Here is a 12050-nt window from a genome sequence, read left to right as displayed (position 1 = left end):
TGACGGAGCGTCGGATGCGTCCGTGCGCCGGGCGCCAGGCTATGGCAGCCGGACCGGAGGGGAGAGGCAGAACCACCGGCAGCTTCGCCCCGGCCGATCCGTCCGCCGCCGGGGTACGACCCCGTACGAGGACGGTCCGCCGGCAGGCCCGGCCGGGCGCCCGACCCCGTGTGCCGTTCCGACGGGATCCGATCGAGCCGGCCTAGCGGGACCAGACGAGCCGGACGGCGAGGCCGAGGACGACGGCGTTGCCCGCCAGGCCGGTGACGAGCCGGCCGCGTGAGCCGGTGAGGACGCGGCGCAGGAGGACGCCGCCGGACGCGAGCAGTGCCTGCCAGCTCGCGGAGGCGGCGAACGCGGCGAGGACGAACACCAGGCCGGGTCCGAGGGAGCCGGGGCCGGTCCGGCCGCCGACGACCAGGGCGCCGAAGTAGACCACGGTCAGCGGATTGAGCAGGGTCAGGCCGACCAGGGCCGTGTAGGTGCGCCACGGTGAGCCCGGTGGACTCGACGAGGCGGACGGGGGCCCGGCCGACGGGTCCTCGGGCCCGCCGCCCCGCTCGTGCCGGTACGCGCGGAGCGCGCCGCGCAGACCGCGCACGGCGAGTACGGCGAGCACCCCGGCGGCGAGGAGCTCCAGGTACCCGGCGGCCGGGGTGACGAGCCGGGCGACGGCCGCCCCGCCGAGCATCGCCGCCAGTGCGTAGAGGCCGTCGGCGGTGGCCACGCCCAGGGCGGCGGCCATGCCCCGGCCGAGCGAGACGCGCGAGGCGAGGGTGACGATCATGACGGAGATCGCGCCGACGGGCATGGCGATGCCGTAGCCGGCGAGGAGTCCGGAGAGCAGGGCGTCGGTCATCTGGGCGGTCCGAGTTCTGAGGGGCGGTCCGGCGCGGAGGGGCGGTCCGGCGCGGGGCGTCCGGGTGCCCCGGAGCGTAGCCCCGGCCCGTCCGCCCGGACCACCGGTTTTCGGTCGCCGGGGAGCCCGCCGCCGGCCGGTGCCGCGGCGTGCGGGCCCGCACGCCCGCACGCCCGTAACGCACCCGGCCGGCGTCAGCGCCGTCGGTGGGCGGCGATCAGGTCGGCGTAGCGCAGACCGCTGCTCTTGACGGTGCGGCGCTGGCTCGGGTAGTCGACGTGGACGAGCCCGAAGCGCTTGTCGTAGCCGTACGCCCACTCGAAGTTGTCCAGCAGCGACCAGGCGAAGTACCCGGCCAGCGGGGCGCCCTGGGCGGTGGCGCGGGCACAGGCGGCGAGGTGCCGTTCGAGGTAGGCGGTGCGCTCGGGGTCGTGGACGCTGCCGTCGGGGGCGACGACGTCGGGGTAGGCGGCGCCGTTCTCGGTGACGTAGATCCGCTCCGCGCCGTACTCGTGGGTGAGACGGAGCAGCAGCTGCTCCAGGCCGGGGGCGTGCACCTCCCAGGGCATGGCGGTCCGTTCGGGGTTGGGGCCGGGGAGCTGGCGGACGTACGGGGCGGGGCCGGTGGGGTCGTCGGCGACGATCTGGCGGAAGTAGTAGTTGAGGCCGAGCCAGTCGAGCGGGGCGGCGACCAGTTCCGCGTCGCCGTCGCGCTCGGGGAGGTCGACGCCGTAGACCTCGCGCATGTCCTTGGGGTAGCCGCGGCCGAGGACGGGGTCCAGCCACCAGCGGTTGATGTGGCCGTCGGCGCGGACGGCGGCGGCGTGGTCGGCCTCGGAGCCGGTGGCGGGCTCGATCGGGCTCAGGTTGTTGACGATGCCGATCCGGGCGTCGCGTACGGCCTCGCGCAGCACCTGGACGGCCAGTCCGTGGCCGAGGTGCAGGTGGTAGGAGGCGCGGACGGCGGCCGTGAGGTCGGTCAGTCCGGGGGCCATGGCACCGTCGAGGTGGCCGATCCAGGCGGAGCAGAGCGGCTCGTTGAGGGTCGCCCAGTCGGTGACCCGGTCGCCGAGGCGGGCGGCGACGACGGCGGTGTACTCGGCGAAGCGTTCGGCCGTCTCGCGGACGGGCCAGCCGCCGCGGTCCTGCTGGGCCTGCGGGAGGTCCCAGTGGTAGAGGGTCGGGAAGGGCCTGATGCCGGCGGCGAGCAGGGCGTCGACCAGGCGGTCGTAGAAGTCGAGGCCGGCCGGGTTGACGCGGTCGTCGGCCTGCGGCACCACGCGGGGCCAGGCGATCGAGAACCGGTAGGCGTCGAGGCCGAGTCGCCGCATCACGGCGACGTCCTCGGGCCACCGCCGGTAGTGGTCGCACGCGGTGTCGCCGGTGTCGCCGCCCGCGACCCTGCCGGGGGTGTGGGAGTAGGTGTCCCAGATGGAGGGGGCGCGGCCGTCGGCGTCCGTGGCGCCCTCGATCTGGTAGGCGGCGGTGGCCGCGCCCCAGAGGAAGTCGTCGGGGAGGGAACTCAGCGCACTGAGGTCGGTCACGGGGTGCCCTTCGGGGGTCTGCGGGACGGGGGAGGGTGTCACTTGACGGCTCCGGCGGTGAGGCCGGCGACCAGGTAGCGCTGGAGCAGCAGGAAGCCGGCCACCACGGGCACGCTCACCACCAGCGAGGCCGCCATCACCTGGTTCCAGTAGACGTCGTTGAGGGTGGCGTAGCCCTGGAGGCCGACGGCGAGGGTGCGGGTCGTGTCGTCGGTGAGCACGGAGGCGAAGAGCACCTCGCCCCAGGCCGTCATGAAGGCGTACACCGCGACGGCGACGATGCCCGGCACCGCGGCCGGGACGATGATCCGGACCAGGGCCTGGAGCGGTCCGCAGCCGTCGACCAGCGCCGCCTCGTCGAGGTCGCGGGGGATCGAGTCGAAGTAGCCGACCAGCATCCAGATCGAGAACGGCAGCGAGAAGGTCAGGTAGGTGAGGATCAGGCCGCCGCGGCTGCCGTACAGCGGGATGCCGGTCGCGTTGCCGACGTTGACGAAGATCAGGAAGAGCGGCAGCAGGAACAGGATGCCGGGGAACATCTGCGTGGAGAGCACGGTCACGGTGAACATCCGCCGCCCCCGGAAGCGGTAGCGGCTGACCGCGTACGCCGCGAGGATCGCGACGAGGACCGAGCAGACCGTCGCCCCGCCGGCCACGATCAGCGAGTTGACCAGGTACCGGCCGAGCGGGACGGTCCGCCAGATGTCCAGGTAGGGGCGGAAGGTGACGGTGCTCGGGATCCAGCGGAACGGCCCCTGGACGTCCCGGAGCGGTTTGAGCGAGCTGCTCAGCATCACCAGGACGGGGACGAGGGCGAAGACGGCGAGCGCGCCGAGGACGATCCACCGGGTCCGGCGGAAGGAGGCGGGCGGGTTGATCATGCTGCGTCCTTCCGGCGCGAGGTGAGCAGGAGGTAGCCGGAGGTCACCAGCAGCAGGAACAGCAGCAGCAGGACGGACATCGCCGAGCCCGCGCCGAAGTTCCAGGTGACGAAGGACGACTGGTAGATGTGGACGGACACGAGGTCGGCGGCCTCCGGGGCCGAGCGGCCGAAGAGCACGTACGGCGTGTTGAAGTCGTTGAAGGTCCAGAGGAACAGGACCAGCACCAGTACCAGGTTGACCGGGCGCAGCGAGGGCAGGGTGATCCGGCGGATCTGCTGCCAGATCCCGGCGCCGTCCAGCGCGGCGGCCTCGTAGAGCTCGCGGGGGATGTTCTGCAGCCCCGCGGTGAGAGTGAGGAAGGCGAACGGCCAGCTGCGCCAGACCGACACGGTGACCAGCGCGGTGAAGCTGTTGTCGCCGATCAGCCAGAACGGCTTGTCGTCGACGAGGTGGAGCTGGTCGTGGAGGACGTGGTTGATCAGGCCGGTGTCCCGCTGGAACATGAACGACCAGGTGATGACGGCGGCGTAGACCGGCAGTGCGTACGGGAGCAGGAACACGGCGCGCAGCAGGCCCCGGCCGCGGAAGGAGTCCTGGGTCAGGACGGCCGCCGCCGTGCCGATCAGCCAGGAGAGGCCGACGGTGAGGACGGTGAACGCGCAGGTGACCCAGAACGAGTGCAGCAGGGCGCGGCCGACGGGTGCGTGGAAGTCCACCGCCGTACGGTAGTTGGCGAGCCCGGCCCAGGGGGCGGCGGACCAGTCGCGGATGAAGAACTGGGTGAGCCGCTTGAGGCTCATGGTGGCGCCGACGACCATCGGGAGCAGGTGGACGACGAGTTCGAGGACGAGGGCGGGGAGCAGCAGCAGATAGGGGAGTGCGGTGCGGGGCGGGCGGAGGCGGCCGAGCCGGGTGGGGGTGCGCGGGGCGGGGGCACCCGGGCGGGCTGCGGCCGGTGCGGGGGCGGCCGGGACAGGGGCGGCAGGGGTGCGGGCGGCGGGGGTCCGGGTCACGTCACTTGGCCGGCATCTGCTGCTGGGCCTTGGTGAGTTCGGCCTTCACGGAGCCGTGGGTGGCGGGCCTGCCGGCGGCGGCCGCGGCGAGCAGGCTCTTGACGGCGGTGCCCACCAGGGTCTCGAACTGGCTCTCGTCGGCGACCTGCGGGAGCGGCAGCGCGCTGCCGGAGAGGACGGCGGTGAGGGCCTTGAGTTCGGGGGTGGCGAAGGCGGGGTCGGCCTGGGCGTCCTTGACCGGGGGGATCGAGCCGTAGGCCTTGTTGAGCCGGGTCTGCTCCTCGGCGCCGGTCATGAACTTCACGAACGAGAGGGCCCCGTCGGTGTTCCGGGTGTTCTTGAAGACGGCGAGGTTGATCCCGGCGACCATCGAGGTGGTCGCGCGGTCGCCGGTGGCGCCGGCCGGCGCGGGGACGGGGGCGACGCCGTAGTCCTCGGGGTTCATGCCGTGCGAGGCGAGGTTGGCGCCGGCGGCCTGCCACATCAGCATGGCGGCCTTGCCGGTGGCGAAGTCGGTGACGGACTGGTTGTTGGCGTACTCGGCGTTGCCGGGCGCGACGATCTTCTCGGTGCCGAGCAGGTCGACGTACTGCTTGACGGCGGCGACGGCGCCCGCGCTGTCGAAGGCGGGTTCGCCGGTGGGGGAGAAGAAGTCGGTGCCGTGCTGCTTGGCGAGGGTGAAGGCGTGGTGGACGTTCTCGGAGACGTTGCCGCCTTCGAGGGCGAGGCCGTAGCGGCCTCCGGTGGTGAGCTTCCGCCCGTCGGCGACCAGTTCGTCCCAGGTGGCCGGGGGCCGCTCGATGCCGGCCTCGGCGAACAGCTTCTTGTTGTAGTAGAGGCCGTAGGCCATCGAGTAGAGCGGTACGGCGGCCGGGTCCTTCCCGGCCGCGCCGGCCGAGCCGAGGGCGGCGGGCAGGAAGCGGTCCTTGCCGCCGATCCGGTCGAAGGCGGCCCCGTCGAACGGGCGCAGGGCGCCGGTGGCCTGGAGCGAGGCGGACCAGGTGTTGCCGATGTTGAGGACGTCGGGGCCCTGGCCGGAGGTGGCCGCGGCGAGGATCCGGTTGAGCAGGTCGGACCAGGGGATGACCTCCAGCTTCACCTTGATGCCGGTCTGCTGCTCGAACCTTCTCAGCTCCGGCTCCAGGACCTGGCGGTCGTTCTCCAGGCTGGTGCCCTGGTTGGAGGCCCAGTAGGTGAGCGTGCCGGGGCTGCCGTCGCCCCCGCCGCCGGACGCGGACCCTCCGCCGCAGGCGGTGGCGGTGAGGACCAGGGTGGCGGCCAGGGCGGCCGTCGCGGCGGCGCGGCTGATGGGCATGGCGGATTGCCCCTCTCGGGTGTGGGCGGTACGGGTCGACGGCGGGTGCCGCTGTGCGGCGCGGTGCGGGGGGTCTTGTCTCGGGTGGTGAAGTTCCGTGCTCCACGGCTTACTTCAGGCCGTGATTTAACGTGTGAGAAAAGCTTCCGTCAAGGGTTCGGACAGCGATAGATTCGGATCAGGAGGGAGACCCCATGACCGCACGAGGCAAGAAGACGGTGCGTGACCTGCGCAGAGGCAGCCGGTCGACGCTGCTGCGGCGGCTGTACTTCGACGGGCCGCTCAGCCGCCAGGAGCTGGGGGTGATCACCGGGCTCAGCGCCGGTTCGATCAGCAACGTCACCGGCGAGCTGCTCGCCGACGGGCTGATCGAGGAGTGCGGCTCGGTCGAGTCGGACGGCGGGCGCCCCCGGATCCTGCTCCGGGTGGCCGCCGGCCGCGCCCATCTGGTCGGCGTGGACGTCGGGGAGACCCAGGTCCGGGTCGCCCTGTTCGACCTGGCCCGGACCGAGCTGGCCGCCAGCGACCGGCCGCTCGCCGGCCGCGGCCACGACGTCGACCACGTGGTCGAGCTGATCCTCGCGGGACTGGCCGAGGTCCTGGAACGCACCGGCACCGACCCGGCCGGCGTGCTCGGCGTGGGCATCGGCGTCCCCGGCATCGTCGAGCAGGGGGAGCCGGCCTCGGACGGCCTCGGGATCGTCGTGCACGGGCAGACCGTGGGCTGGGACGCCGTCCCGCTCGGGCGGCTGCTGCGGGCCGGCACCGACCTGCCGCTCTTCGTCGACAACGGCGCCAAGACGCTCGGCCAGGCCGAGATGTGGTTCGGGGCCGGGCGCGGCCTCCGGCACGCGGTGATCGCCCTGTTCGGCTCGGGCGTCGGGGCCTGCGTGATCGCCGACGGCGCCCGCTTCCGGGGAGCCACCAGCAGCGCGGGCGAGTGGGGCCACACCAAGGTCCACGTCGGCGGACGCCGGTGCCGTTGCGGCGCACGCGGCTGCCTGGAGGCGTACGTCGGGGCCGAGGCGCTGGTCGAGCGGTGGGGCGCGGCGCCGCCCGGCGCCGGGGAGAAGGCCGGGCTCGCGGCCCTGCTGGCGGCGGCCGAGGCGGACGAGCCGGCGGCCGGTGCGCTGCTCGCCGAGGCGGCGGAGTACCTGGGCGCGGCCATCGCGGACCTGGTGAACCTGTTCAACCCCGAGCGGATCGTGATCGGCGGCTGGGCGGGCCTGCTGCTCGGCCCCCGGCTGTTGCCCGCGATCCGCGCGGCGGCCACCGAGTACGCGCTGCGCTTCCCCCGCGAACAGACCTCGATCGTGCTCGGGACGCTCGGCCCGGAGGCGGTCACGGTCGGCGCGGCGACCCTGCCGCTCTCCGACTTCCTGGAGTCCGGGGGCGAGTTCCCGGGCCGGGCCGGGAGCCCGGCCCGGACGCCGTCGGAGGTGCGGGCCTGACCTCGGATTTCAGTGGAATTCGTTGCGGTACAAGCTAGTTCACGGTGTGAGTAAAGTCGGTGCGAAGGGTTGACACTCCGGATCGGGAGCCCTGAGACTCCCGGTCAGGAGGTGCTCCCCGGGCCCGGACAACGGGTCGGTGACACCCCGGTACGTGCCACGACGCGTGCCCCGCCACGGACCGCCGCACGTGCGGCGGTCCGCACCCCGACGTGTGGCCCGACACGTGGCCGGTACGTACCCCGGTGACCGCCCGTTGCGGCGGTCCGCGCTGCCCGGCCGCCCCACCCGAGCCGGCCGGCACGCGGATCCGCCGAGCCGCCCCACCGTTCCCCCATCGCCCGGTGCCCCACTGTGCCGGGCCGGGCACGGGCGTGCGCCCCCTCACCCACCGACCCCCACCCGGAGGAGCAGCCCATGAGGCTCACCTCGGCACGTCCACGTCCACGTCCCGCCCCGGCCCCGGCCGCCCGGATCGGCCTGGCCCTGCTCGCGGCCGGCGCCCTCGCCCTGCCCGGGCCGGCCGCGCTCGCCGAGCCGGCCCACACCGGGTCCGCCCGGCCGGCGTCCGCGCAGGCCGCAGCCGACCGGGCAGCCGACCGGGCCGCCGACTGCGGCGCCGCCGACGCGGCGAAGGGGCGGCCCGCCACCGCCTCCTCCGTCGAGAACGGCGGCCTGTCCGCGGCCAACGCGGTGGACGGCGACCCCGGCACCCGCTGGTCCTCGGCGTTCGCGGACCCGCAGTGGCTCCAGGTCGACCTCGGCTCCGTCCGGCAGCTGTGCCGCGTCGAACTCGTCTGGGAGGCGGCGTACGGGCGCTCCTACCGGATCGAGACCTCGGACGACGGCACCACCTGGCGGACGCTGCACTCCACCGAGCACGGCACCGGCGGCACCGAGACCCTCACGGTCTCCGGGAGCGGGCGCTTCGTCCGGGTCAACGGGCTCGCCCGGGGCACCGGTTACGGCTACTCGCTCTGGGAGTTCCGGATCGCGGCCACCGACGGGCCGGGCGTGCCGCCGGTGCAGGGCGGCGGCGACCTCGGACCCAACGTGCTGGTCTTCGACCCCGCCACACCGGGCATCCAGGCCAAGGCCGACGAGATCTTCCGTCGGCAGGAGGCCAACCAGTTCGGGCCCGAGCGGTACGCGCTGCTCTTCAAGCCGGGCAGCTACCGCGACCTCAACGTCCAACTGGGCTTCTACACCTCGGTGTCCGGCCTCGGCCTGAAGCCCGACGACACCACGATCAACGGCGACGTCACCGTGGACGCCGGCTGGTTCAACGGCAACGCGACCCAGAACTTCTGGCGCTCCGCCGAGAACCTGGCGCTCAACCCGGTCAACGGCACCGACCGCTGGGCCGTCGCCCAGGCCGCGCCGTTCCGCCGGATGCACGTCCGCGGCGGTCTCAACCTCGCCCCGAACGGCTACGGATGGGCCAGCGGCGGCTACATCGCCGACAGCCGGATCGACGGCGGTATCGGCAACTACTCGCAACAGCAGTGGTACACCCGGGACAGCGCGATCGGCGGCTTCTCCAACGGGGTGTGGAACCAGGTGTTCTCCGGCGTCCAGGGCGCGCCCGCGCAGGGCTTCCCCAACCCGCCCTACACCACGCTCGACACCACCCCGGTCTCGCGCGAGAAGCCCTTCCTCTACCTGGACGGCAACGAGTACCGGGTCTTCGTCCCGGCCAGGCGCACCGACGCCCGCGGCGTCTCCTGGGACGGCGTCCCGCAGGGCACCTCGCGACCGCTCACGCAGTTCTACCTGGTCAAGCCCGGGGCCACCGCCGCCACCATCAACACCGCGCTCGCGCAGGGCCTGGACCTGCTCTTCACCCCCGGCGTCTACCACGTCGACCGGCCGATCGAGGTGACCAGGCCCGGCACGGTGGTGCTCGGCCTCGGCCTGGCCACCGTGGTGCCCGACCACGGGGTGACCGCGATCCGGGTCGCCGACGTGGACGGCGTCCGGCTGGCCGGCCTGCTGGTCGACGCCGGACCCGTCAACTCGGCGACGCTGGTGCAGATCGGCCCGGACAACGCCTCCGCCGACCACGCGGCGGACCCGACCACCCTCCAGGACGTCTTCGTCCGGGTCGGCGGGGCGGGTCCCGGATCGGCGACCACCGGGATCGTCGTCAACAGCGACGACGTCGTCATCGACCACACCTGGATCTGGCGCGCCGACCACGGCGCGGGCGTGGGGTGGACCGTCAACCCCTCCGACTACGGCCTGCTGGTCCGCGGCGACGACGTGCTCGCCACCGGCCTCTTCGTCGAGCACTTCAAGAAGTACGACGTCGAGTGGACCGGCGAGCGCGGTCGGACGATCTTCTACCAGAACGAGATCGCCTACGACGCCCCGAACCAGGCGGCCGTGCAGAACGGCACCACCAAGGGCTTCGCCGCGTACAAGGTGGGCGACGACGTCGCCGTCCACGAGGGGTGGGGCCTCGGCAGCTACTGCTACTTCAACGTGGACCCGACGATCCGGATGGACCACGGATTCGAGGCACCGGTCCGGCCGGGCGTGCGGTTCCACGGGCTGTCGGTGGTCTCGCTCGGCGGCAACGGCCAGTTCGAGCACGTGATCAACGGCACCGGCGGCGCCACCTCGGGCACCTCCACCGTCCCGTCGACGGTGGTGTCCTTTCCCTGACCCGACGCCCCCCTGACGTCGTGGCCCGGCCGCACCAACGGCCGGGCCACCGGCGCGTCCGCGCCGCGCGCCGATCCGGGAGGAGTGGAACCGCCGGACGGGGGCAGACGGTGGACGCCCCCGCCGGACGGCCGGGGCGTACGGAGCCGAACAGGAGGCCTACTCATGACCCTGATCTGGGCACTCGTCGTCGGGCTGGTCGTCGGCCTGCTCGCCAAGCTCGTCCTGCCGGGCCGGCAGCCCGTGCCGCTCTGGCTCACGATCCTGCTGGGACTGGTCGGCGCCCTCGTCGGCAACGCCCTCGCCGGCGCGCTGGGCGTGCGGCACACCGGTGGCGTCGACTGGATCCGCCACCTGCTCCAGGTCGGTGTCGCCGCGGCGCTCATCTCCTTCACCACCGCGGCCCAGGTCGGCCGGCGCCGCTGACCCCCGCGCGACCGGCCGCGCAGGGACCCGAACACCGCTGGAAGGAAAAGGAGTTCAGATGAGCGACAGCAACGGTCTGTGGCGCTACCTCGGCGGATCCGGGCACGAAGCCGCCCTCGACCTCACCGGCTTCGCGGTCCACGCCCTCGACGGCTACGTGGGCAAGGTGGACCGGCACACCGTCGAGGTCGACGCCGCCTACCTGGTGGTCGACACCGGGTGGCTCTTCGGCCACCAGGTGCTGCTGCCCGCCGGCACCGTGACGAAGATCGACCCGGCCGAACGGATCGTCCACATCGGCCGGACGAAGACCGACATCAGGTCGGCACCGCCGTTCCTGAACGCCCTGGACCCGGCCTACTTCCAACTCCTCGGCGGCTACTACGGCCCGCTCGCCTAGGAGGCGTCCGGCACCCCGGCGGTCACGGCCCCGTGAGGACTGCCGGGGTCGGGCCGTCGGGGCGGACGGTGATGCTGTAGGTGGCCCCGGCGGGGGTGCTCAGGAACTCCACCCGGTGCGCGGGGAGCAGGAGTTCGAGCACCGCGGTGGACTCGCGCAGGGCGAACTGGGTGCCCAGGCAGGCGCGGGCGCCGAGGCCGAACGGGAAGTAGGCGGCCAGGTGTGCGGGGCGGGCGCCTCCGGCGGTGAACCGGGTCGGGTCGAAGTGGCCGGGGTCGGGCCAGAGCGCCGGGTCGCGGTGCGTGAGGTACGGGCAGACCAGCAGGTCGGTGCCGGCCTCGACGCGGTGGCCGGCCAGGGTGTCGTCGGTGAGGGCGTGCCGGGGGAGGATCCAGGCCGACGGGTAGAGCCGGAGCGTCTCGGAGACCAGGGCCTGGACGGCCTCGCGCCGTTCGGGGGAGCCCTCGGGACCGGCGGCGAGGGCCCACGTGCGCGCCTCGGGGTTCCGGTCGAGGAGCAGGTAGAGCCAGGTGAGCGTGGTGGCGGTGGTCTCGTGGCCGGCGACCAGCAGCGTGACGAGCTCGTCGCGGATCAGCCGGTCGGTGTACGCGGGGTCGTGCTCGGCGGCGTCGAGCAGGACGCGCAGCACGCCGGGTCCGTCGGGACCGTCCTCCCGGTGGCGGGCCGTGTCGATGGCGGCGTGCGCGACCGCGTCGATCCGGGCGAGGTCGGCGGCGACGGCCTCGTGGGCCCGGTCGCCGTCGGAGGGCAGCTGGGGGAGGGCGGCCACCACGGCGGCGATGCGGTCGAGTTCGTGGGCGGTGGCCGGGTCGAGCGGGTGGCCGGTGAGGGCCCGCCAGATGGTGTCGAGGGCGAAGTGCCGCATCTCGTCGCCGACGTCGAGGGTCTCGCCGGTGCGGGCGTACGCCGCCCAGCGGTCGGCGGCCCGGTGGGCGGCGGCGGCGATCCGCTGCTCGTGGCGGCGCATCCCGGTCCCGGTGAACTGGGCCTGGAGCGCTCGGCGTTGGTTCCGCCAGGCGTCACCGGTGGCGGAGAGGACGCCCTCGCCGGTGAGGACCCGGGCGCGGTGGGAGCGCTTGACGTAGCGCTCGGGGTGGCGGCCGAGCACGTGCTGGACGGCCTCCGGGTCGGTGACCAGCACGGTGGGCCGGGGCCCGATCCGGAACGCGGCGACGCCGCCGAGGTGCCGGTGGGCGCGGGACAGCAGGTCGACCAGCTCCGCCTCCTCGGTGCGCCACTCCTCGACCGCCTCGGCGGGGAGCTCGGGAACGGGCGCGGGAGCGGTACCCCCGCTGCCCCCGCTGCCCCCGGTGGGTGCTTCGTCGGAGCCTGCGGGGCGGTCGGGGCCGGGGTGCGCGGTGGTGGTCACGGGTGCCTCCTCGGTCGGGGACCGGCGTGGGGTCCGCGCCGACTCTACGTCAGCCCGCCGGTGTGCGGTGACGCTCCGGTCACCGGGCGTCACCCCGGCGG

Annotated in this window: 10 protein-coding genes; 4 read left to right on the top strand and 6 right to left on the bottom strand. The window is 73.8% G+C overall.

Going from position 1 to position 12050, the window contains the following annotated elements:
* Positions 1 to 202: 202 nt before the first annotated feature.
* From ACFWOG_RS07360 to ACFWOG_RS07340, 5 genes are all read right to left on the bottom strand, one after another.
* Positions 203 to 859: a LysE family transporter gene (locus ACFWOG_RS07360; RefSeq protein WP_329950092.1), complete on the bottom strand. Its 657-nt coding sequence runs from the start codon at positions 857 to 859 to the stop codon at positions 203 to 205.
* 194 nt (positions 860 to 1053) lie between these two features.
* Positions 1054 to 2403: a GH1 family beta-glucosidase gene (locus ACFWOG_RS07355; RefSeq protein ID WP_380355683.1), complete on the bottom strand. Its 1350-nt coding sequence runs from the start codon at positions 2401 to 2403 to the stop codon at positions 1054 to 1056.
* A 38-nt stretch (positions 2404 to 2441) separates the two neighbouring features.
* Positions 2442 to 3284 (bottom strand): carbohydrate ABC transporter permease, encoded by an 843-nt coding sequence (locus ACFWOG_RS07350; RefSeq protein ID WP_380355681.1) that lies wholly within the window; start codon positions 3282 to 3284, stop codon positions 2442 to 2444.
* On the bottom strand, positions 3281 to 4300 hold the full coding sequence (locus ACFWOG_RS07345; protein WP_380355680.1) for a carbohydrate ABC transporter permease: 1020 nt from the start codon (positions 4298 to 4300) through the stop codon (positions 3281 to 3283). The genes ACFWOG_RS07350 and ACFWOG_RS07345 overlap by 4 nt, the downstream gene beginning before the upstream one ends.
* 1 nt (position 4301) lies before the next feature.
* Positions 4302 to 5615, bottom strand: a complete 1314-nt coding sequence (locus ACFWOG_RS07340) for an ABC transporter substrate-binding protein (protein ID WP_380355678.1) — start codon at positions 5613 to 5615, stop codon at positions 4302 to 4304.
* Between the two features lie 194 nt (positions 5616 to 5809).
* On the opposite strand from ACFWOG_RS07340, the gene ACFWOG_RS07335 reads away from it, so the two are divergent.
* From ACFWOG_RS07335 to ACFWOG_RS07320, 4 genes are all read left to right on the top strand, one after another.
* Positions 5810 to 7066, top strand: a complete 1257-nt coding sequence (locus tag ACFWOG_RS07335) for an ROK family transcriptional regulator (protein ID WP_329880962.1) — start codon at positions 5810 to 5812, stop codon at positions 7064 to 7066.
* Positions 7067 to 7483: 417 nt separating this feature from the next.
* Positions 7484 to 9733, top strand: coding sequence for a discoidin domain-containing protein (locus tag ACFWOG_RS07330; protein ID WP_380355675.1), 2250 nt, complete (start codon positions 7484 to 7486; stop codon positions 9731 to 9733).
* Positions 9734 to 9898: 165 nt separating this feature from the next.
* Entirely contained in the window at positions 9899 to 10159 is a 261-nt protein-coding gene (locus ACFWOG_RS07325) for a GlsB/YeaQ/YmgE family stress response membrane protein (protein WP_329880964.1), read from the top strand.
* Between the two features lie 58 nt (positions 10160 to 10217).
* The gene (locus tag ACFWOG_RS07320; RefSeq protein ID WP_329880965.1) at positions 10218 to 10559 is read left to right on the top strand and encodes a PRC-barrel domain containing protein; all 342 of its coding nucleotides are present in this window, start codon (positions 10218 to 10220) and stop codon (positions 10557 to 10559) included.
* 22 nt (positions 10560 to 10581) lie between these two features.
* On the opposite strand, the gene ACFWOG_RS07315 is transcribed toward ACFWOG_RS07320, so the two are convergent.
* The gene (locus ACFWOG_RS07315) at positions 10582 to 11949 is read right to left on the bottom strand and encodes a cytochrome P450 (RefSeq protein WP_380355669.1); all 1368 of its coding nucleotides are present in this window, start codon (positions 11947 to 11949) and stop codon (positions 10582 to 10584) included.
* Between the last annotated feature and the right edge of the window lie 101 nt (positions 11950 to 12050).

Origin of the sequence: Kitasatospora sp. NPDC058406, from assembly GCF_042722765.1 — a bacterium.
In the GTDB taxonomy this organism is placed as follows: Bacteria; Actinomycetota; Actinomycetes; order Streptomycetales; family Streptomycetaceae; genus Kitasatospora.
This window is presented reverse-complemented; position numbering and strand designations above follow the sequence as displayed.

Coding starts and splice junctions, on each gene's coding strand:
- ACFWOG_RS07350 (WP_380355681.1), bottom strand. CDS start 3,284: ATGATCAACCCGCCCGCCTCCTTCCGCCGGACCCGGTGGATCGTCCTC.
- ACFWOG_RS07360 (WP_329950092.1), bottom strand. CDS start 859: ATGACCGACGCCCTGCTCTCCGGACTCCTCGCCGGCTACGGCATCGCC.
- ACFWOG_RS07340 (WP_380355678.1), bottom strand. CDS start 5,615: ATGCCCATCAGCCGCGCCGCCGCGACGGCCGCCCTGGCCGCCACCCTG.
- ACFWOG_RS07320 (WP_329880965.1), top strand. CDS start 10,218: ATGAGCGACAGCAACGGTCTGTGGCGCTACCTCGGCGGATCCGGGCAC.
- ACFWOG_RS07335 (WP_329880962.1), top strand. CDS start 5,810: ATGACCGCACGAGGCAAGAAGACGGTGCGTGACCTGCGCAGAGGCAGC.
- ACFWOG_RS07325 (WP_329880964.1), top strand. CDS start 9,899: ATGACCCTGATCTGGGCACTCGTCGTCGGGCTGGTCGTCGGCCTGCTC.
- ACFWOG_RS07330 (WP_380355675.1), top strand. CDS start 7,484: ATGAGGCTCACCTCGGCACGTCCACGTCCACGTCCCGCCCCGGCCCCG.